This is a genomic window from Nocardioides sp. TRM66260-LWL, assembly GCF_020075545.1.
Classification (GTDB): domain Bacteria; phylum Actinomycetota; class Actinomycetes; order Propionibacteriales; family Nocardioidaceae; genus Nocardioides.
The window spans coordinates 381,123-397,981 of the sequence record NZ_JAIQZK010000002.1; the positions used below are offsets into that span (position 1 = coordinate 381,123).

General features: G+C 70.2%; 29 protein-coding genes. All 29 read right to left on the bottom strand.

From position 1 onward, the window contains the following. Nucleotides 1-10 precede the first annotated feature (10 nt). The 29 genes from K8Z61_RS08290 to rplB all read right to left on the bottom strand — a co-directional run bounded on the left by K8Z61_RS08290 (nt 11) and on the right by rplB (nt 16,853). The gene (locus tag K8Z61_RS08290; protein ID WP_224128340.1) at nt 11-913 is read right to left on the bottom strand and encodes a PfkB family carbohydrate kinase; all 903 of its coding nucleotides are present in this window, start codon (nt 911-913) and stop codon (nt 11-13) included. Between the two features lie 105 nt (nt 914-1,018). Next, complete coding sequence (gene rplQ / locus K8Z61_RS08295; RefSeq protein ID WP_224128342.1) at nt 1,019-1,636, bottom strand: 50S ribosomal protein L17; 618 nt, start codon at nt 1,634-1,636, stop codon at nt 1,019-1,021. Between the two features lie 104 nt (nt 1,637-1,740). Further along, nucleotides 1,741-2,757 carry a DNA-directed RNA polymerase subunit alpha gene (locus tag K8Z61_RS08300; RefSeq protein WP_224128344.1) on the bottom strand — a complete coding sequence of 339 codons (1,017 nt, stop codon included), beginning with the start codon at nt 2,755-2,757 and terminating at the stop codon, nt 1,741-1,743. Nucleotides 2,758-2,888: 131 nt separating this feature from the next. Next, on the bottom strand, nt 2,889-3,497 hold the full coding sequence (gene rpsD / locus K8Z61_RS08305) for a 30S ribosomal protein S4 (RefSeq protein WP_224128346.1): 609 nt from the start codon (nt 3,495-3,497) through the stop codon (nt 2,889-2,891). Between the two features lie 29 nt (nt 3,498-3,526). Continuing rightward, nucleotides 3,527-3,934: a 30S ribosomal protein S11 gene (rpsK, locus tag K8Z61_RS08310; protein WP_090849777.1), complete on the bottom strand. Its 408-nt coding sequence runs from the start codon at nt 3,932-3,934 to the stop codon at nt 3,527-3,529. A 76-nt stretch (nt 3,935-4,010) separates the two neighbouring features. After that, a complete protein-coding gene (rpsM, locus tag K8Z61_RS08315; protein WP_224128348.1) occupies nt 4,011-4,385 on the bottom strand; it encodes a 30S ribosomal protein S13 in 375 nt (124 codons plus the stop codon). A 178-nt stretch (nt 4,386-4,563) separates the two neighbouring features. Next, complete coding sequence (rpmJ, locus tag K8Z61_RS08320) at nt 4,564-4,677, bottom strand: 50S ribosomal protein L36 (RefSeq protein ID WP_004008316.1); 114 nt, start codon at nt 4,675-4,677, stop codon at nt 4,564-4,566. 26 nt (nt 4,678-4,703) lie between these two features. Continuing rightward, nucleotides 4,704-4,925, bottom strand: coding sequence for a translation initiation factor IF-1 (infA, locus tag K8Z61_RS08325; RefSeq protein ID WP_026145687.1), 222 nt, complete (start codon nt 4,923-4,925; stop codon nt 4,704-4,706). A gap of 256 nt (nt 4,926-5,181) precedes the next feature. After that, entirely contained in the window at nt 5,182-6,249 is a 1,068-nt protein-coding gene (locus tag K8Z61_RS08330; protein WP_224128350.1) for an LLM class flavin-dependent oxidoreductase, read from the bottom strand. A 61-nt stretch (nt 6,250-6,310) separates the two neighbouring features. After that, the gene (gene map, locus K8Z61_RS08335) at nt 6,311-7,144 is read right to left on the bottom strand and encodes a type I methionyl aminopeptidase (protein WP_224128352.1); all 834 of its coding nucleotides are present in this window, start codon (nt 7,142-7,144) and stop codon (nt 6,311-6,313) included. 14 nt (nt 7,145-7,158) lie between these two features. Continuing rightward, on the bottom strand, nt 7,159-7,731 hold the full coding sequence (locus K8Z61_RS08340) for an adenylate kinase (protein ID WP_224128354.1): 573 nt from the start codon (nt 7,729-7,731) through the stop codon (nt 7,159-7,161). Nucleotides 7,732-7,733: 2 nt separating this feature from the next. Continuing rightward, nucleotides 7,734-9,047 carry a preprotein translocase subunit SecY gene (secY, locus tag K8Z61_RS08345; protein WP_224128356.1) on the bottom strand — a complete coding sequence of 438 codons (1,314 nt, stop codon included), beginning with the start codon at nt 9,045-9,047 and terminating at the stop codon, nt 7,734-7,736. A 159-nt stretch (nt 9,048-9,206) separates the two neighbouring features. Beyond that, nucleotides 9,207-9,647, bottom strand: a complete 441-nt coding sequence (gene rplO / locus K8Z61_RS08350; RefSeq protein WP_224128358.1) for a 50S ribosomal protein L15 — start codon at nt 9,645-9,647, stop codon at nt 9,207-9,209. A gap of 1 nt (nt 9,648) precedes the next feature. Then, a complete protein-coding gene (gene rpmD / locus K8Z61_RS08355) occupies nt 9,649-9,831 on the bottom strand; it encodes a 50S ribosomal protein L30 (RefSeq protein WP_224128360.1) in 183 nt (60 codons plus the stop codon). Continuing rightward, nucleotides 9,831-10,442 carry a 30S ribosomal protein S5 gene (gene rpsE, locus K8Z61_RS08360; RefSeq protein WP_224128362.1) on the bottom strand — a complete coding sequence of 204 codons (612 nt, stop codon included), beginning with the start codon at nt 10,440-10,442 and terminating at the stop codon, nt 9,831-9,833. Before rpsE ends, rpmD begins: the two co-directional genes overlap by 1 nt. Nucleotides 10,443-10,479: 37 nt before the next feature. Then, nucleotides 10,480-10,863, bottom strand: coding sequence for a 50S ribosomal protein L18 (gene rplR, locus K8Z61_RS08365; RefSeq protein WP_224128364.1), 384 nt, complete (start codon nt 10,861-10,863; stop codon nt 10,480-10,482). Continuing rightward, entirely contained in the window at nt 10,863-11,402 is a 540-nt protein-coding gene (gene rplF, locus K8Z61_RS08370; RefSeq protein WP_224128366.1) for a 50S ribosomal protein L6, read from the bottom strand. Before rplF ends, rplR begins: the two co-directional genes overlap by 1 nt. A 25-nt stretch (nt 11,403-11,427) precedes the next feature. After that, nucleotides 11,428-11,835, bottom strand: a complete 408-nt coding sequence (gene rpsH, locus K8Z61_RS08375) for a 30S ribosomal protein S8 (RefSeq protein ID WP_224128368.1) — start codon at nt 11,833-11,835, stop codon at nt 11,428-11,430. Between the two features lie 76 nt (nt 11,836-11,911). Beyond that, nucleotides 11,912-12,097 (bottom strand): type Z 30S ribosomal protein S14, encoded by a 186-nt coding sequence (locus tag K8Z61_RS08380; RefSeq protein WP_224128370.1) that lies wholly within the window; start codon nt 12,095-12,097, stop codon nt 11,912-11,914. Nucleotide 12,098: 1 nt separating this feature from the next. Beyond that, nucleotides 12,099-12,668: a 50S ribosomal protein L5 gene (rplE, locus tag K8Z61_RS08385; protein ID WP_224128372.1), complete on the bottom strand. Its 570-nt coding sequence runs from the start codon at nt 12,666-12,668 to the stop codon at nt 12,099-12,101. After that, a complete protein-coding gene (rplX, locus tag K8Z61_RS08390; RefSeq protein WP_224128374.1) occupies nt 12,668-13,033 on the bottom strand; it encodes a 50S ribosomal protein L24 in 366 nt (121 codons plus the stop codon). Before rplX ends, rplE begins: the two co-directional genes overlap by 1 nt. After that, nucleotides 13,033-13,401 carry a 50S ribosomal protein L14 gene (rplN, locus tag K8Z61_RS08395; RefSeq protein WP_011757324.1) on the bottom strand — a complete coding sequence of 123 codons (369 nt, stop codon included), beginning with the start codon at nt 13,399-13,401 and terminating at the stop codon, nt 13,033-13,035. Before rplN ends, rplX begins: the two co-directional genes overlap by 1 nt. 140 nt (nt 13,402-13,541) lie before the next feature. After that, a complete protein-coding gene (gene rpsQ, locus K8Z61_RS08400) occupies nt 13,542-13,823 on the bottom strand; it encodes a 30S ribosomal protein S17 (RefSeq protein ID WP_224128375.1) in 282 nt (93 codons plus the stop codon). Further along, the gene (rpmC, locus tag K8Z61_RS08405) at nt 13,820-14,065 is read right to left on the bottom strand and encodes a 50S ribosomal protein L29 (protein WP_224128377.1); all 246 of its coding nucleotides are present in this window, start codon (nt 14,063-14,065) and stop codon (nt 13,820-13,822) included. Before rpmC ends, rpsQ begins: the two co-directional genes overlap by 4 nt. Beyond that, nucleotides 14,065-14,484, bottom strand: coding sequence for a 50S ribosomal protein L16 (gene rplP / locus K8Z61_RS08410; RefSeq protein ID WP_224128379.1), 420 nt, complete (start codon nt 14,482-14,484; stop codon nt 14,065-14,067). The genes rpmC and rplP overlap by 1 nt, the downstream gene beginning before the upstream one ends. Nucleotides 14,485-14,486: 2 nt before the next feature. Beyond that, on the bottom strand, nt 14,487-15,314 hold the full coding sequence (gene rpsC / locus K8Z61_RS08415; protein WP_224128381.1) for a 30S ribosomal protein S3: 828 nt from the start codon (nt 15,312-15,314) through the stop codon (nt 14,487-14,489). Beyond that, nucleotides 15,314-15,739 (bottom strand): 50S ribosomal protein L22, encoded by a 426-nt coding sequence (gene rplV, locus K8Z61_RS08420; RefSeq protein WP_224128383.1) that lies wholly within the window; start codon nt 15,737-15,739, stop codon nt 15,314-15,316. The genes rpsC and rplV overlap by 1 nt, the downstream gene beginning before the upstream one ends. Next, entirely contained in the window at nt 15,736-16,017 is a 282-nt protein-coding gene (gene rpsS / locus K8Z61_RS08425; RefSeq protein WP_224128385.1) for a 30S ribosomal protein S19, read from the bottom strand. Before rpsS ends, rplV begins: the two co-directional genes overlap by 4 nt. Next, entirely contained in the window at nt 16,017-16,853 is an 837-nt protein-coding gene (gene rplB, locus K8Z61_RS08430) for a 50S ribosomal protein L2 (protein ID WP_224128387.1), read from the bottom strand. The genes rpsS and rplB overlap by 1 nt, the downstream gene beginning before the upstream one ends. Nucleotides 16,854-16,859: the final 6 nt, after the last annotated feature.

Sequence of the window (16,859 nt, forward strand, 5' to 3'; positions counted from 1 at the left end):
CGCTCGCGCCTCACAGCTCCCGGCGGTGGGGCGGGTCGGCTCCGGGACGCGAGACGGTCACGGCCGCGGCCCGTGCGGCGTGGGCCAGCAGCGCCTCGATCCGCGCGTCGTCCAGCTCCGGCGTCGTGGCCCAGGGCGCGCCGAGCAGCCCGGCGTCCCACAGCCCGTCGAGGAGGGCGGCGCCGAAGGTGTCGCCGGCCCCGATCGTGTCGGCCACCGTCACCGGACGCGAGCGCACGTCGACCCGGCCCTCGGCACGGAACCAGGTGGCGCCCTCGCCCCCGCGCGTGACCACGACCGCGTGCGGGCCCAGCGTCAGCAGCCGCTCCGCTGCGGCGTCGACCCCGAGAGCGGGCCAGAGCGCCTCGAGGTCCTCGTCGCTCGCCTTCACCACGTCGGCCAGCGCCACCACGCGCTCGACGGCCGCCACCGTGTCCGCGCCGGTGCCGGTGACGGCGGGCCGGGCGTTCACGTCGTAGGCGACCGGGCAGAGGCTCCGGGCCCGGGCGAGCACGTCGAGCACCTGGTCGCGGCCGGGGGCCACCACGGCGCCCAGGGAGCAGGCGTGGACGACGACCGGCGCCGGCGCCAGCGGCACCTCGCCGAGGCGCCAGTCGAGGTCGAAGGCGTAGCGGGCCGAGCCGTCGGCCTGGAGCGTCGCGGTCGCCGAGGAGGTGCGCGCGACGACGGCCGGGTCGCTGCCCGCGGCCACGCCGTCCGCGGCGAGGTGCGCGGCGATCAGCCGGCCGTACGCGTCGTCGGCGTAGGCCGTGGCGAGGCGCACCGGCCGCTCGAGCCGGGCCAGCGCCACGGCGACGTTCGCGGCGCTGCCGCCGGGGTGCTCGCGGACCGTGCCGTCGGAGGCGTGCACGACGTCGACGAGGGCCTCACCGACCACCAGGGCGTAGGACATGCGCAGGGTCTACCACAGCGCCCCGACCTCCGGAGGCCGGACGCAGACGACCGGCGCCGTCCGCAGGGGACGACGCCGGTCGGCGTGCTGGTGCTGCGCTGAGGATCAGGCCTCGGGCTTGGTCTCCTCGGCGGGGGCCTCGGCGTCCTCGGCCGGAGCCTCGGCGTCGGCTGCGGCCTCCACGACCGGCGCCTCGGTCTCGAGGGTCTCCTCCGGGTCGGCCTCGGTGACGACGTCGGCCTCGGCGGCCGGCTCCTCGACGGGCGCGGCCGGAGCGGCGGCCGGGGCCGCCTTGGCCCGCGACGGCTTCGGCTCGTAGGCCTCGGTGACCAGCTCGATCACGGCCATCGGCGCGTTGTCGCCCTTGCGGGGGCCGATCTTCGTGATGCGGGTGTAGCCGCCGGGACGGTCGGCGAAGGCCGGCGCGATCTCGGTGAAGAGGCGGTGCTGCGGGTAGCCGTTGACGACGATGACGCCGTGCTCAGCCAGCTGGGCCTGGTCGACGCTGCGGAAGAGCTCGCGCAGGACGAGGCGACGGTTGTGCAGGTCGCCCTTCTTGGCCTTGGTGATGAGCTTCTCGGCGTAGGGACGCAGCATGCGCGCCTTGGCCTCGGTGGTGGTGATGCGACCGTGCTCGAACAGGGCGGTGGCCAGGTTGCGCAGGATCAGCTTCTGGTGCGCGGGGCTGCCGCCGAGGCGGGCGCCCTTCTTGGGGGTGGGCATCTCGTGCTCTCCTCTCCGGCCGTGTCAGGTACCGGGGTAGGCGGCCCGATGCGGGCCGATGGGATGGGGACGGCCCCCGCGGACGCGGGGGCCGCCGTCAGACGTCAGTACTGCTCGTCCTCGACGAACGCGTCGTCGTCGTCGTCGCCGTAGGCGGCCAGGGCCGCGTGCGGGTCGAAGCCGGGGGCGGAGTCCTTGAGGGACAGGCCCATCTCGTGGAGCTTGGCCTTGACCTCGTCGATCGACTTCGCGCCGAAGTTGCGGATGTCGAGGAGGTCCTGCTCGGAGCGGCTGATCAGCTCGCCCACGGTGTGGATGCCCTCGCGCTTGAGGCAGTTGTAGGACCGGACGGTGAGCTGGAGGTCCTCGACCGGCAGGGCCAGGTCGGCGGCGAGCTGCTCGTCGACCGGCGAGGGGCCGATGTCGATGCCCTCGGCCTCGACGTTGAGCTCGCGGGCCAGGCCGAACAGCTCGACGAGGGTCTTGCCGGCCGACGCGAGCGCGTCACGCGGCTGGATCGACGGCTTGGTCTCGACGTCGATGATCAGCTTGTCGAAGTCGGTGCGCTGCTCGACGCGGGTGGCCTCGACCTTGTAGGTGACCTTGAGGACGGGGCTGTAGATCGAGTCGACCGGGATGCGGCCGATCTCGTTGTCGGCGCCCTTGTTCTGCACCGCGGAGACGTAGCCGCGGCCCCGCTCGACGACCAGCTCCATCTCCAGCGAGCCGTTCTCCGAGAGGGTCGCGATGACCAGCTCGGGGTTGTGCACCTCGACGCCGGCCGGGGGCGCGATGTCGGCGCCGGTGACCTCGCCGGCGCCGGACTTGCGCAGGTACATGGTGACCGGCTCGTCGTTCTCGGAGGAGACGACCAGGCCCTTCAGGTTCAGGATGATCTCGGTGACGTCCTCCTTGACGCCGTCGATCGTCGAGAACTCGTGCAGGACGGAGTCGATCTTGATGCTGGTGACCGAGGCGCCCGGGATGGAGCTGAGCAGGGTGCGACGCAGCGAGTTGCCCAGGGTGTAGCCGAAGCCGGGCTCGAGGGGCTCGATGACGAAGCGCGACCGGTAGGTGTCGACGGTCTCTTCGGTGAGAGTGGGGCGCTGTGCGATGAGCACTGGTGGTGTCCTTTCCGGGCCCGACCGCTATTTGAGGGACCCGAACTGCGAGGTGGTGGAAAGGGAGGTGACGCTGGCTGTGCAGATCGGCGTCGCCCCCGGCCACGAGGACCGGAGGCGACGCCGCAGGATCACTTCTTCGAGTAGTACTCGACGATGAGCTGCTCCTGGACCGGGATGTCGATCTGGGCCCGGACGGGGAGCTGGTGCACCAGGATGCGCATGCGGTTCGGCAGGACCTGCAGCCACGCCGGGACGATCCGCTCGCCGTGGGTCTCGCGAGCCACGATGAACGGGGTCATCTCCAGCGACTTCTCGCGCACGTCGACGATGTCGTGGGCCGCGACCTGGTACGAGGGGATGTCGACCTTGCGACCGTTGACCAGGAAGTGGCCGTGGACCACGAGCTGGCGGGCGTGACGACGCGTGCGGGCGAAGCCGGCGCGGTACACCACGTTGTCGAGGCGGGCCTCGAGCAGCTGCAGCAGGTTGTCACCGGTCTTGCCCGAGCGGCGCGCGGCCTCCTCGTAGTAGCGGTGGAACTGCTTCTCCATCACGCCGTAGGTGAAGCGGGCCTTCTGCTTCTCCTGCAGCTGGTTGCGGTACTCGCTCTCCTTGATCCGCGCGCGGCCGTGCTGGCCCGGCGGGTAGGGGCGCTTCTCGAAGGCGGCGTCGCCGCCCACCAGGTCGACGCCGAGGCGGCGCGACTTGCGGGTCATGGGGCCGGTGTAACGGGCCATCTCTCAAGTCTCCTGTTCTCGGTGTCGGGTCAGACGCGGCGGCGCTTGGGCGGGCGGCAGCCGTTGTGGGGCGTGGGCGTGACGTCCTGGATGGTGCCGACCTCGAGGCCGATGGCGCCCAGGGAGCGGATCGCGGTCTCGCGGCCCGAGCCCGGGCCCTTGACGAAGACGTCGATCTTCTTCATGCCGTGCTCCATCGCCCGACGACCCGCGGCCTCGGCGGCCATCTGCGCGGCGAACGGGGTGGACTTGCGCGAGCCCTTGAAGCCGACGGTGCCGGCGGAGGCCCACGAGATCACCGCGCCGGTGGGGTCGGTGATGGTGACGATGGTGTTGTTGAACGTGCTCTTGATGTGGGCCTCGCCCTGGGCGACGTTCTTCTTCTCCTTGCGGCGCACCTTCTTGGCGCCGGCCGCGGTGCGGCTCTTGGGAGGCATCAGTGAACTCCTGAATCAGCTGGTCTGTGAGTGAGATCGGGGACGGAGGGTCAGTGGCTCGCCGGGCGGCGAGACGTCACTTGGCCTTCTTCTTGCCGGCGACCGTGCGCTTGGGGCCCTTGCGGGTGCGCGCGTTGGTCTTGGTGCGCTGTCCGCGGACCGGGAGGCCCATGCGGTGACGGCGTCCCTGGTAGCTGCCGATCTCGATCTTGCGACGGATGTCAGCCTGGACCTCGCGACGGAGGTCACCCTCGATCTTGTAGGAGGCTTCGATGGCGTCGCGGAGCTTGACCAGCTCGTCGTCGCCCAGCTGGTGGACGCGGAGGTCCGGGCTGACGCCCGTCTCGGCGAGCAGCTTCTGGGCGGTGGTACGGCCGATGCCGTAGATGTAGGTGAGCGCGATCTCGATGCGCTTGTCGCGCGGGAGGTCGACACCGACGAGGCGTGCCATGGTGGGTGGCCTTTCCGGGAGGGACGGTGCCCTCCGAGTCGTTCACAGAGGTGTCGGTCGTGTCGCGTCCCGACGACGTCGGGCTCCGGCCTCTGCTCCGGAGGTGCTCACCGCCCGGGGGCGGCCAGCGATCACGATGAGGAGGTGTTCTGTTGTGGTGGGCCCGGAGGCCCGGCGATCAGCCCTGACGCTGCTTGTGGCGCGGGTTCTCGCAGATGACCATGACGCGGCCGTGGCGACGGATCACCTTGCACTTGTCACAGATCGGCTTGACGCTGGGGTTGACCTTCACGAAGGTCCCCTCTCTGCTGGTGTCGGCTACTTGTAGCGGTAGACGATCCGACCCCGGGTGAGGTCGTACGGCGAGAGCTCCACCACCACGCGGTCCTCGGGGAGGATCCGGATGTAGTGCTGGCGCATCTTGCCGCTGATGTGGGCGAGCACCTTGTGGCCGTTGCTCAGCTCGACGCGGAACATGGCATTCGGAAGGGCCTCCGTGATGGTGCCCTCGAGCTCGATCACGCCTTCTTTCTTCGGCATGTCCTCCACAATCTGTTCGTCTGCCGTGATGCGACCGGCGCACGGCGTGCGCCGGGTGGCCCGGGAACCTCCCGCCGGGGCGGGTGGACCTCGTGGGGTCCAGGCAGGCGTCCGACCCGGATCCGCGACGCGCTCCCGCGGACGGGAGCGAGCTGCGGCCGGGCAGCCGTGGGGCGCCCTGCGGTGGACCCACGTTGGGCCGACACGCCAGTCTAGGGCTGCGGCGGGGGGCTTGACGAATCGAGGGCGACCGCACTCAGGCGGCCAGCAGCTCCAGCGTGCGCTCGCGGGCCGGCGTCCGGTCCGCTGCGGTGTCGGCGTGGGCGCCCGCGACGGGGCTGATCATCACCTCGTCGACCTCGAACCGGGCGGCCAGGTCGGCGACCGCCGCCCGCGCCGTCTCCGGGCCGCCGACGATCCAGCGCGACGCCATCGCGTCGAGGAGCCCGCGCCGATGGTCGTCCAGGTTGTTCCGCACGACCACCTCGGCCTCCTCGACCGGCAGCGCGGCGCTGAGCGGGGCCCCGGTGCGCAGCGCCAGCATCGTCAACTGCTGCGGGAGGGCCAGACGGCGCGCCTCCTCGTCGGTGTCGGCCACGACGGCGTTGACGGTGACCAGGGTGCGCGGCTCGGCCAGCCGCGAGGAGGGCCGGAACGTCGAGCGGTACAGGTCAAGCGCCTCGGCGGTGCCCTGGCCGGAGAAGTGGTGGGCGAACACGTACGGGGTGCCCGTGGCGGCGGCGAGCCGGGCCGAGTAGTCCGACGAGCCGAGGAGCCAGACGGGCGGGACGCCGGTGGCGGCCGGCGTGGCCCGCAGCGCCTGCGGACGCGGCGATCCGGGGACCGTCACGCCGACGCCCTCGGGGGTCAGCAGCGCCTGCACCTCCTCGACGTACTGCGGGAAGCGCGCGACGGCGTCGTCGGCCACTCCCCCGGCGCCGTGGCGCAGGGCCATCGACGTCACCGGATCGGTGCCGGGGGCCCGGCCGATGCCGAGGTCGATGCGACCCGGGAAGGCCGCCTCGAGCAGCGCGAACTGCTCGGCCACGACCAGCGGGGCGTGGTTGGGGAGCATCACGCCGCCCGAGCCGACCCGGATGCGACGGGTGGCGGCGGCTAGCAGCCCGATCAGCACCGGCGGATGAGTCGACGCCACGGCCGGCATGTTGTGGTGCTCGGCCACCCAGTAGCGGGCGTAGCCGAGGTCGTCGGCGGTGCGGGCCAGCGCGGTCGAGGCGGCGAGGGCGTCCGAGGTGGTCTGGCCCGAGCGGACGGGCACCAGGTCGAGGACGGAGAGGGTCGGGGTGCGGCTGGAGTCGGTCATCGTCAGGCTCAACGCCGGGCCGTCGGCCCGGATTCCTCGTGCACGCGATGTCGTCCCGGCGTCAGTCGGCGAGCGGGCCGAACGGGACGCCGAGCGCGGTGAGCCGCTCCTCGCCCCCGTCGAGCGCGGTGAGCACCCAGGCGCCGTGCTCGGTCAGCACGAAGGTGTGCTCGCTGTGGGCCCCCCAGGAGCCGTCCTCGGTGACGACGGTCCAGTCGTCGTCGAGGGTGACCGAGCGGGCCGAGCCGAGGGTGACCATCGGCTCGACCGCCAACGCCAGGCCCGCGACCAGGCGCGGGCCGCGTCCGGGACGCCCCTCGTTGGGGACGTCGGGATCCAGGTGCATGGCCGTGCCGATGCCGTGCCCGGTGTAGTCCTCGAGGATGCCGTAGCGGCCCCGCGACCGGACGTGGGACTCCACCGCATGGGAGATGTCGCCCACCCGACCTCCGACGCGTGCGGCCGCGATCCCCGCCCACAGGGCGTCCTCGGTGACGTCGATCAGCGTGCGCACCTCGGGTCGCGCCGCGGCGGGATCGCCGACGACCACGCTGAACGCGGCGTCGCCGTGCCAGCCCTCCACGATCGCGCCGCAGTCGATCGACACGAGGTCGCCGTCCTCGAGCGCCCGGGCGCCCGGGATGCCGTGCACCACCTCGGCGTTGACCGAGGCGCAGATGGACGCCGGGAACCCGTGGTAGCCGAGGAACGAGGGCGTCGCGCCGGCGGACCGGATGGAGTCCTCCGCGATCGCGTCGAGCTCGCCGGTCGTGACGCCCGCCCGCACGTGCGAGCGGAGCGTCTCGAGCGTGCGACCGACGACCAGACCGGCGCGGCGCATCAGCAGCAGCTGCTCGGGGCTCTTGACCTCGAGCCCGCGGTCACGCCAGCCCATGTGCGGGAGGCGGGTCAGCGCGCGACGGCGTCGAGCGCCGCCAGGATGCGCGCCGTGACCTCGGCGACCTCGCCGAGACCGTCGACCTCGTGGATCAGGCCGCGCTCGCGGTAGACGTCGATCAGCGGCGCGGTCTGCTCGAGGTAGACCTCCTGCCGGCGGCGGATGACGTCCTCGGTGTCGTCCGCGCGACCCTCCGTGACGGCTCGCTGAAGCAGCCGCTGGACGATCTCGTCCTGGTCGACGGTGAGCACGACGACGGCGTCGAGCGAGGCGTCGCGCGCCTGCAGCATGCCGTCGAGCTGCGCGACCTGGTCGACCGTGCGCGGGTAGCCGTCGAGGAGGAAGCCCTTCTCGGCGTCGGGCTCGTCGAGCCGGTCGGCGACCATGCGGTTGGTGACCTCGTCGGGCACGTACTCGCCGGCGTCCATGTAGCGCTTGGCCTCGAGACCGAGCGGCGTGCCCTGCCCGACGTTCGCGCGGAAGATGTCGCCGGTGGAGATCGCGGGGATGCCGTGGCGCTCCGCGACGACCGCGGCCTGGGTGCCCTTGCCCGCTCCCGGCGGGCCCATGAAGATCAGTCTCATCGTCAGCGGAGGAATCCTTCGTAGTTGCGCTGCTGGAGCTGGCTCTCGACCTGCTTCACGGTGTCGAGCGCGACGCCGACCATGATCAGGATGGACGTGCCGCCGAACGGGAAGTTCTGGTTGGCGCCGACCAGCACGAGCGCGATGAGCGGGATCAGGGCGATGATGCCGAGGTAGAGCGATCCGGGCAGCGTGATGCGGGACAGGACGTAGGACAGGTAGTCCTCGGTCGGCTTGCCCGCCCGGATCCCGGGGATGAAGCCGCCGTACTTCTTCATGTTGTCGGCCACCTCTTGCGGGTTGAAGGTGATCGAGACGTAGAAGTAGGAGAAGAACACGATCAGCAGGAAGAACGCGATCATGTAGAGCGGGTGGTCTCCCCGCACGAAGTAGCGGCTGATCCAGTCGACCCAGCCGGGAGGGTTCGTCGAGCTCTGGTTGAACTGCACCGCCATGGCCGGCAGGTACAGCAGCGAGCTGGCGAAGATGACCGGGATGACGCCGGCCTGGTTGACCTTGAGCGGGATGTAGGTCGACGAGCCGCCGAACATGCGGCGCCCGACCATCCGGCGCGCGTACTGCACGGGGATGCGGCGCTGCGCCTGCTCGATGAAGATGACGGCGCCGATGATCACCAGGCCGATGGCCACGACGATCGCGAAGGTCCACCAGCCCTCCTGCTGCGCGACCTGCCACATGGCCGCCGGGAAGGTCGCGACGACCTGCGTGAAGATCAGCAGGGACATGCCGTTGCCGATGCCGCGCTCGGTGATGAGCTCGCCGAGCCACATGATCACCGCGGTGCCGGCCGTCATGGTGATGACCATGACGAGGAAGGTGCCCGTGCCCTCGTCGTGCAGCAGCGGCTTGTCGCAGCCCTGCAGCAGGCGTCCGGGGACGCGCGCGAGCGCCACGATGCCGGTGGCCTGCAGGAGCGCGAGGCCGAGGGTGAGGTAGCGGGTGTACTGGGTGATCTTGGTCTGACCCGCCTGGCCCTCCTCCTTCAGCGCCTCGAGTCGCGGGATCACCACGACGAGCAGCTGCAGGATGATGCTGGCGGTGATGTACGGCATGATGCCGAGCGCGAAGATCGTGAGCTGGAGCAGAGCTCCGCCGGAGAACAGGTTGACCAGGTTGTACAGCCCGGCGTTCTCCCCCGATCGCGTGATGTCGAGGCACGCCTGGACGTTGCCGACGTTGACGCCGGGCGCGGGGATCTGCGAGCCCGCCCGGAAGATCACGATGATCAGGAGGACGAACAACAGCTTCTTGCGCAGGTCCGGCGTCCGGAAAGCGTTGGCGAAGGCGCCTAGCACGAGCAGATCCTCTTCCTCACACGGTGAACGGCTCCCCGGTGGCGGGTCCGGTCGGGAGCCTCGGGAAGCCTAACAGCAGCGACGACGACGAAGGGCGCGGGAGTCCCGCCTCGGAGGCGGCGCTCCCGCGCCCTGCGCACGTGGTTCGGGTCTGACGTGTCAGACCAGGGTGACCGAGCCGCCGGCGGCCTCGATCTTGTCCTTGGCCGAGGCCGACACCGCGTTGGCGGAGACGTCGACCTTGACCGAGATCTCGCCCTGGGCGAGGACCTTGACGGGCTGGTTCTTGCGGACCGCGCCGCGGGCCACGAGCTCCTCGACGGTGACGGCGCCGCCCTCGGGGAACAGCTCGCCGATCTTGTCGAGGTTCACGACCTGGAACTCGACCTTGAACGGGTTCTTGAAGCCCTTGAGCTTCGGGAGCCGCATGTGGATCGGCATCTGGCCACCCTCGAAGGCGACCGGGACCTGGTAGCGGGCCTTGGTTCCCTTGGTACCGCGACCGGCGGTCTTTCCCTTGGAGCCCTCACCGCGACCCACGCGGGTCTTGGCGGTCTTGGCGCCCGGGGCCGGACGGAGGTTGTGGAGCTTGAGCGTCATGTCAGTCGACCTCCTCGACCGTCACGAGGTGACGGACGGTGTGGACCATGCCCCGGATCTCGGGCCGGTCCTCCTTGACCACGACGTCGCCGATGCGCTTGAGACCGAGGCTGCGCAGGGTCTCGCGCTGGTTGGCCTTGCGACCGATCGACGACTTCATCTGCTGGACCTTGAGCTGAGCCATCAGGAGGTCACCTCCGCAGCAGCCGCCGGGACCTCGGCACGGGCCTTGAGCAGCGCCGCCGGGGCGACGTCCTCGACCGGCAGGCCGCGGCGCGCGGCGACGGCCTCGGGCTGCTCGAGGAGCCGGAGCGCCTCGACCGTGGCGTGCACGATGTTGATCTGGTTCGACGAGCCGAGCGACTTGCTCAGGATGTCGTGGATGCCGGCGCACTCCAGGACGGCGCGCACCGGGCCACCCGCGATCACGCCGGTACCGGGAGACGCGGGGCGCAGGAAGACCACGCCGGCCGCCTTCTCACCCTGGACCGGGTGCGGGATGGTGCCCTGGATGCGGGGCACGCGGAAGAAGTGCTTCTTGGCCTCCTCGACGCCCTTGGCGATCGCCGCGGGCACCTCCTTGGCCTTGCCGTAGCCGACACCGACGAGTCCGTCGCCGTCACCGACGACCACGAGGGCGGTGAAGCTGAAGCGACGACCGCCCTTCACGACCTTGGCGACGCGGTTGATCGCAACGACCCGCTCGATGTAGGCGGTCTTGTCCGCACCCTGGTTGCGACCGTTGTCGCGACCACGGCGCTCGCCACCGCGCTGTCCGCGCTGGGCTCCGCTCATGAGACTGTTCCTCTTCTCTCTTCTGCAGCTCTTGCGATCAGAAGCTCAGGCCGCCCGCGCGGGCGCCGTCGGCCAGGGCCGCGACGCGACCGTGGTACTTGTTGCCGGCCCGGTCGAAGACGACCGACTCGACGCCCTGCTCCTTGGCCCGTGCGGCGACGAGCTCGCCGACGCGCTTGGCCTTGGCGGTCTTGTCGCCCTCGGTGCCGCGCAGGTCGGCCTCCATGGTGGAGGCGGAGACCAGCGTCTTGCCGACGAGGTCGTCGACGACCTGGGCGGTGATGTGCTTGGTGGACCGGGTGACGACCAGGCGCGGACGCTCGGCGGTGCCGGAGATCTTCTTGCGACCCCGGGCCTGACGACGCAGGCGCGAGCGGACGCGAGCCGCGGTGTGCTTGTTGTTCGACAGCGAGATGGCCATCACTTACCAGCCTTTCCGACCTTCTTGCGAACGACCTCGCCCGCGTAGCGGACGCCCTTGCCCTTGTAGGGCTCGGGCTTGCGCAGCTTGCGGATGTTCGCGGCGACCTCGCCGACGAGCTGCTTGTCGATGCCCTGGACCCCGAACTTGGTGGGGGTCTCGACCGCGAAGGTGATGCCCTCGGGGGCGTTGACGACGACGGGGTGCGAGAAGCCGAGCTGGAACTCCAGCTGGGTGGGGCTCTTGGACAGGACGCGGTAGCCGACGCCCACGATCTCGAGCTTCTTCTCGTAGCCGTCGGTGACGCCGACGACCATGTTGTTGACCAGGGTGCGGGTCAGGCCGTGGAGCGACTTGCTGATCCGCTCGTCGTCGGGGCGCTTGACCTCGAGCACGCCCTCGGCCTGCTCGACGGTGATCGGCGCGGCGACGGTGTGGCTCAGGGTGCCCTTCGGGCCCTTGACCGTGACGGTGGCGCCGACGATGTCGACGTTCACGCCGGACGGGACCGGGACGGGGAGCTTGCCAATGCGCGACATTACTCGTTCTCCTCTCGGTCTCTCGTCACCAGACGTAGGCGAGGACTTCCCCACCCACGCCCTTCTGGTTGGCCTGGCGGTCGGTGAGCAGGCCCTGGCTGGTCGAGATGATCGCGACGCCGAGGCCGCCGAGCACCTTCGGGAGGCCGGTGTGCTTGGCGTACACGCGCAGGCCGGGCTTGCTGATGCGGCGGACGCCGGCGATCGAGCGCTCACGGTTGCGGCCGTACTTGAGGGTGATGGTGAGCGTCTTGCCCACCTGGCCCTCGGCCGGCTCGGCGACCGCGAAGGAGGTGATGTAGCCCTCCTGCTGGAGGATCTCGGCGACGCCCTGCTTGAGCTTGCTGTAGGGCATCGACACCGAGTCGTGGTACGCCTGGTTGGCGTTGCGCAGACGCGTGAGCATGTCTGCGATCGGGTCAGTCATCGTCATGAGTGGGTGTTCTCTCTCTTCTGCGGTTTCACCTCGCGCGCGGCGAGGGACCTTCAGCGGTTGGAATCGGGGCGGGTCACCAGCTGGACTTGGTGACGCCGGGCAGCTCTCCGCGGTGCGCCATCTCGCGCAGGCAGATGCGGCACAGGCCGAACTTGCGGTAGACGGCCTTCGGCCGGCCGCAGCGCTGGCAGCGGGTGTAGGCACGCACCGCGTACTTCGGCTTGCGCGCGGCCTTCACCTTCAGAGCGGTCTTCGCCATGTCAGTTCTCCTTGAACGGGAAGCCGAGCTGCTTGAGCAGCGCGCGGCCCTGGGCGTCGGTGGTGGCCGTGGTGACGACCGTGATGTCCATGCCGCGCGAGCGGTCGATGCGGTCCTGGTCGATCTCGTGGAACATGACCTGCTCGGTCAGACCGAACGTGTAGTTGCCGCGCCCGTCGAACTGGTTCGGGTTGAGACCGCGGAAGTCGCGGATGCGGGGCAGCGCCAGCGAGAGCAGGCGGTCGAGGAACTCCCACATGCGGTCGCCGCGCAGCGTGACGTGCGCGCCGATCGGCATGCCCTCGCGGAGCTTGAACTGCGCGATCGACTTGCGGGCCTTGGTGACCATCGGCTTCTGGCCGGTGATCGCCGTGAGGTCCTTGATCGCGCCCTCGATCAGCTTGGAGTCGCGGGCCGCCTCGCCGACGCCCATGTTGACGACGATCTTCGTCAGGCCGGGGACCTGCATGACGTTGGCGATCTCGAACTCCGACTTCAGCGCGGGGAGGATCTCCTCGCGGTAGCGGGTCTTGAGCCGCGGCGTCGGGACGGAGGTCTGGGTCTCGGTCATCAGATGTCCTTACCGGTCTTGCGGGAGATGCGGACGCTGCGCTCCGCGGTGTACTCCGAGCCGTCGGGGCGACGCTTGGTGACCTGCTCGCGGCGGAAGCCGATGCGGGTCGTGCCGCCACCCTCGACGAGCATCACGTTCGAGACGTGGATCGGGGCCTCGGTGGTGATGATGCCGCCGGTGTTGCCCTGGCCCTGGTTGACGACCTTGGTGTGCTTCTTGACGCGGTTGACGCCCTCGACGATCACGCGCTGCTCGGCACGCAGGACCGAGATGACCTTGCCCTCGGCGCCCTTGTCCTTGCCGGCGATGACCTTGACGGTGTCACCCTTCTTGATGTTCACCGACGGGTTCCTCTTCGACATCACAGCACCTCCGGGGCGAGCGAGATGATCTTCATGAACTTCTTCTCGCGCAGCTCGCGACCCACGGGGCCGAAGATGCGGGTGCCGCGCGGCTCGCCGTCGTTCTTGAGGATCACCGCGGCGTTCTCGTCGAAGCGGATGTACGAGCCGTCCGGCCGACGGCGCTCCTTGACGGTGCGCACGACGACGGCCTTGACGACGTCACCCTTCTTGACGTTGCCGCCGGGGATCGCGTCCTTCACGGTGGCGACGATGACGTCGCCGATGCCGGCGTAGCGCCGACCCGAGCCACCGAGCACGCGGATGCAGAGGATCTCCTTCGCACCGGTGTTGTCGGCGACCTTGAGTCGCGACTCCTGCTGGATCATTGAGTTTCTCCTGGTTGTCGAGCTGGTTCTCGTCGCCCTCGCGGGCGGCGAGCCTGGCCGAACTGGTGATGGTCTCCCCCGCCGCCCCGGTGTGCCGGGGCAGCGGAGAGGGTGCTAGCGGCGCGGAACCCGCGCCAGGGTCACTTCGCCTTCTCGACGATGGAGACGACGCGCCAGCGCTTGGTGGCCGACAGCGGACGGGTCTCCATGATCAGGACCCGGTCGCCGATGCCGCACTCGTTCTGCTCGTCGTGCGCCTTGAGCCGGCTGGTGCGGCGCAGGACCTTGCCGTACAGCGGGTGCTTGACGCGGTCCTCGACCGTGACGACCACGGTCTTGTCCATCTTGTCGCTGACGACCAGACCCTCGCGGGTCTTGCGGGCGTTGCGCTCCTCGGTGGTGGCCTCGGCCTGCTCGCTCATGCGGCACCGTCCTCGTTGCTCTGGCCCGGCGCCACGCGGATGCCGAGCTCGCGCTCGCGCACCACGGTGTAGATCCGGGCGATGTCCTTCTTGACCGAGCCGAGTCGGCCGTGGCTCTCCAGCTGGCCGGTGGCGGCCTGGAAGCGGAGGTTGAACAGCTCCTCCTTGGCCTCGCGGAGCTTGGCCTCGAGGTCGACGTCGGTCAGATCGTCGAGCTCGTGGGCGGTCGTACCCTTCGCCATCAGAACTCGCCAGCCTCTCGGGAGATGAACCGGCACTTCATGGGGAGCTTGTGGATCGCGCGGCGCATGGCCTCGCGGGCGACGTCCTCGGGGACGCCGGAGAGCTCGAACATGACACGGCCGGGCTTGACGTTCGCGACCCACCACTCCGGCGAGCCCTTGCCGGAGCCCATGCGGGTCTCGGCGGGCTTCTTCGTGAGCGGACGGTCCGGGTAGATGTTGATCCAGACCTTGCCGCCACGCTTGATGTGACGGGTCATCGCGATACGAGCCGACTCGATCTGTCGGTTGGTCACGTAGTGACCCTCGATCGCCTGGATGCCGAAGTCGCCGAAGGCGAGCGTGGTGCCGCCCTTGGCCGCACCGGTGCGCTTCGGGTGGTGCTGCTTGCGGTGCTTGACGCGACGAGGCATCAGCATGGTCAGGCCTCCGATCCTGCGGTGTTCTCAGCGGGAGCCGCGGCGGTGGCCTCGGCCGGAGCCTCGGTGCCCTCGGGGCGCTCGCCGCGAGCCGGACGGTCGCCGCGCGAGGAGCGACCGGGACGCTCGCCGCCACGCGTCGGGCGACCGGAGCGTCCGGGAACGCCGGCGCGGGCCGCGGCCTGGGCCTGGCGCTCGGCACGGGTGCCGGCGACCTCGCCCTTGTAGATCCAGACCTTCACGCCGATGCGGCCGAAGGTGGTCTTGGCCTCGTAGAAGCCGTAGTCGATGTCGGCGCGGAGGGTGTGCAGGGGCACGCGGCCCTCGCGGTAGAACTCCGTGCGCGACATCTCGGCGCCGTTGAGGCGACCCGAGCACTGGATCCGGATGCCCTTGGCACCCGAGCGCATCGTGGTCTGCATCGCCTTGCGCATGGCGCGGCGGAACTGCACGCGACCCGCGAGCTGCTCGGCGACGCCCTGGGCGACGAGCTGCGCGTCGACCTCGGGGCTCTTGACCTCGAGGATGTTCAGCTGCACCTGCTTGCCGGTGAGCTTCTCGAGCTCGCCGCGGATGCGGTCGGCCTCGGCGCCGCGGCGACCAATGACGATGCCCGGGCGCGCCGTGTGGATGTCCACGCGGACGCGGTCACGGGTGCGCTCGATCTCGACCTTGGAGATGCCGGCCCGCTCCATGCCCTTGGAGAGCAGCTTGCGGATCGCGACGTCCTCGCCGACGTAGGACTTGTACAGCTTGTCGGCGTACCACCGCGACTTGTGGTCGGTGGAGATGCCCAGACGGAAGCCGTTCGGGTTGATCTTCTGGCCCATCAGGCGCCCTTCCCCTTCTTCGCGGCCACGACGGAGGCCGGCTGGACCGCCAGCGTGATGTGGCTGGTGCGCTTGTTGATCCGCGCGGCGCGGCCCTGGGCCCGCGGGCGGAACCGCTTCATCGTCGGACCCTCGTCGACCATCGCGACGCTGACGACGAGGTCGTCGCGGCTCAGGCCCTCGGTGGTCTCGGCGTTGGCGATCGCGCTCTCGAGGATCTTGTAGACCGTCTCGGACGCGGCCTGCGGCGCGAACTGGAGGATGGCGAGGGCGTCGGCCACCGGGAGGCCCCGGACCAGGTCGACGACACGGCGCGCCTTCATCGGCGTGATGCGGACGAAGCGCGCGGAGGCGAACGCACCCGGCTGGTCGCCGAGCAGCGACTCGCGGCGGGCGCTGACGCGCTGACGCTCGGTGGTGCTCATCGACGACGTCCCTTCCGGTCTTCCTTGACGTGACCGCGGTAGGTGCGGGTCGGGGCGAACTCGCCCAGCTTGTGGCCGACCATGGAGTCGGACACGAAGACCGGGACGTGCTTGCGACCGTCGTGCACGGCGATCGTGTGACCGATCATGTCCGGCACGATCATCGAGCGGCGCGACCAGGTCTTGATGACGTTGTGGGTGCCCTTCTCGTTCTCCGCGTCCACCTTCTTCTGCAGGTGGTCGTCGACGAAGGGGCCCTTCTTCAGGCTGCGAGGCATTACTTACGGCCCTTTCCGGACTTGCGGCGACGGATGATCTGGGCGTCCGAGGCCTTGCGCTTGCGCGTACGGCCCTCGGGCTTGCCCCACGGCGAGACCGGGTGGCGACCACCGGAGGTCTTGCCCTCTCCACCACCGTGCGGGTGGTCGACCGGGTTCATGACGACACCGCGGACGGTCGGGCGCTTGCCCTTCCAGCGCATTCGGCCGGCCTTGCCCCAGTTGATGTTCGACTGCTCGGCGTTGCCGACCTCGCCGATCGTGGCGCGGCAGCGCACGTCGACGAAGCGCATCTCGCCCGAGGGGAGACGCAGCGTGGCGCGCGCGCCCTCACGGGCGACGAGCTGGGCGCTGTTGCCGGCCGAGCGGGCCAGCTTGGCGCCGCCGCCCGGACGCAGCTCCACGCAGTGGATCGTGGTGCCGACCGGGATGTTGCGCAGCGGCAGGTTGTTGCCGACCTTGATGTCGGCGCCCACGCCGGACTCCACCGGGGTGCCCTGGGTGAGGCCCTTGGGCGCCACGATGTAGCGCTTCTCGCCGTCGGCGTAGTGCAGCAGCGCGATGCGGGCGGTGCGGTTGGGGTCGTACTCGATGTGAGCGACCTTGGCCGGCACGCCGTCCTTGTCGTAGCGACGGAAGTCGATGATGCGGTAGGCCCGCTTGTGGCCACCACCCTGGTGACGGGTGGTGATGCGGCCCTGGTTGTTGCGACCGCCCTTCTTGGGCAGCGGCACCGTCAGCGACTTCTCCGGCGTGGTGCGCGTGATCTCGACGAAGTCGGCGACCGACGCGCCACGACGACCGGGCGTCGTCGGCTTGTACTTGCGGATAGCCATCAGTTC

What these genes read in the sequence shown, in the direction of transcription:
- K8Z61_RS08290 (WP_224128340.1), bottom strand. Translation starts at nt 913, where the DNA reads ATGTCCTACGCCCTGGTGGTCGGTGAGGCCCTCGTCGACGTCGTGCAC.
- rplQ (WP_224128342.1), bottom strand. Translation starts at nt 1,636, where the DNA reads ATGCCCACCCCCAAGAAGGGCGCCCGCCTCGGCGGCAGCCCCGCGCAC.
- rpsD (WP_224128346.1), bottom strand. Translation starts at nt 3,497, where the DNA reads ATGGCCCGTTACACCGGCCCCATGACCCGCAAGTCGCGCCGCCTCGGC.
- rpsK (WP_090849777.1), bottom strand. Translation starts at nt 3,934, where the DNA reads ATGCCTCCCAAGAGCCGCACCGCGGCCGGCGCCAAGAAGGTGCGCCGC.
- rpsM (WP_224128348.1), bottom strand. Translation starts at nt 4,385, where the DNA reads ATGGCACGCCTCGTCGGTGTCGACCTCCCGCGCGACAAGCGCATCGAG.
- infA (WP_026145687.1), bottom strand. Translation starts at nt 4,925, where the DNA reads ATGCCGAAGAAAGAAGGCGTGATCGAGCTCGAGGGCACCATCACGGAG.
- K8Z61_RS08330 (WP_224128350.1), bottom strand. Translation starts at nt 6,249, where the DNA reads ATGACCGACTCCAGCCGCACCCCGACCCTCTCCGTCCTCGACCTGGTG.
- map (WP_224128352.1), bottom strand. Translation starts at nt 7,144, where the DNA reads ATGGGCTGGCGTGACCGCGGGCTCGAGGTCAAGAGCCCCGAGCAGCTG.
- K8Z61_RS08340 (WP_224128354.1), bottom strand. Translation starts at nt 7,731, where the DNA reads ATGAGACTGATCTTCATGGGCCCGCCGGGAGCGGGCAAGGGCACCCAG.
- rplO (WP_224128358.1), bottom strand. Translation starts at nt 9,647, where the DNA reads ATGACGCTCAAGCTCCACAACCTCCGTCCGGCCCCGGGCGCCAAGACC.
- rpmD (WP_224128360.1), bottom strand. Translation starts at nt 9,831, where the DNA reads ATGGCTCAGCTCAAGGTCCAGCAGATGAAGTCGTCGATCGGTCGCAAG.
- rpsE (WP_224128362.1), bottom strand. Translation starts at nt 10,442, where the DNA reads ATGAGCGGAGCCCAGCGCGGACAGCGCGGTGGCGAGCGCCGTGGTCGC.
- rplR (WP_224128364.1), bottom strand. Translation starts at nt 10,863, where the DNA reads ATGGCCATCTCGCTGTCGAACAACAAGCACACCGCGGCTCGCGTCCGC.
- rplF (WP_224128366.1), bottom strand. Translation starts at nt 11,402, where the DNA reads ATGTCGCGCATTGGCAAGCTCCCCGTCCCGGTCCCGTCCGGCGTGAAC.
- rpsH (WP_224128368.1), bottom strand. Translation starts at nt 11,835, where the DNA reads ATGACGATGACTGACCCGATCGCAGACATGCTCACGCGTCTGCGCAAC.
- K8Z61_RS08380 (WP_224128370.1), bottom strand. Translation starts at nt 12,097, where the DNA reads ATGGCGAAGACCGCTCTGAAGGTGAAGGCCGCGCGCAAGCCGAAGTAC.
- rplE (WP_224128372.1), bottom strand. Translation starts at nt 12,668, where the DNA reads ATGACCGAGACCCAGACCTCCGTCCCGACGCCGCGGCTCAAGACCCGC.
- rplX (WP_224128374.1), bottom strand. Translation starts at nt 13,033, where the DNA reads ATGTCGAAGAGGAACCCGTCGGTGAACATCAAGAAGGGTGACACCGTC.
- rplN (WP_011757324.1), bottom strand. Translation starts at nt 13,401, where the DNA reads ATGATCCAGCAGGAGTCGCGACTCAAGGTCGCCGACAACACCGGTGCG.
- rpsQ (WP_224128375.1), bottom strand. Translation starts at nt 13,823, where the DNA reads ATGAGCGAGCAGGCCGAGGCCACCACCGAGGAGCGCAACGCCCGCAAG.
- rpmC (WP_224128377.1), bottom strand. Translation starts at nt 14,065, where the DNA reads ATGGCGAAGGGTACGACCGCCCACGAGCTCGACGATCTGACCGACGTC.
- rplP (WP_224128379.1), bottom strand. Translation starts at nt 14,484, where the DNA reads ATGCTGATGCCTCGTCGCGTCAAGCACCGCAAGCAGCACCACCCGAAG.
- rpsC (WP_224128381.1), bottom strand. Translation starts at nt 15,314, where the DNA reads ATGGGCCAGAAGATCAACCCGAACGGCTTCCGTCTGGGCATCTCCACC.
- rplV (WP_224128383.1), bottom strand. Translation starts at nt 15,739, where the DNA reads ATGAGCACCACCGAGCGTCAGCGCGTCAGCGCCCGCCGCGAGTCGCTG.
- rpsS (WP_224128385.1), bottom strand. Translation starts at nt 16,017, where the DNA reads ATGCCTCGCAGCCTGAAGAAGGGCCCCTTCGTCGACGACCACCTGCAG.
- rplB (WP_224128387.1), bottom strand. Translation starts at nt 16,853, where the DNA reads ATGGCTATCCGCAAGTACAAGCCGACGACGCCCGGTCGTCGTGGCGCG.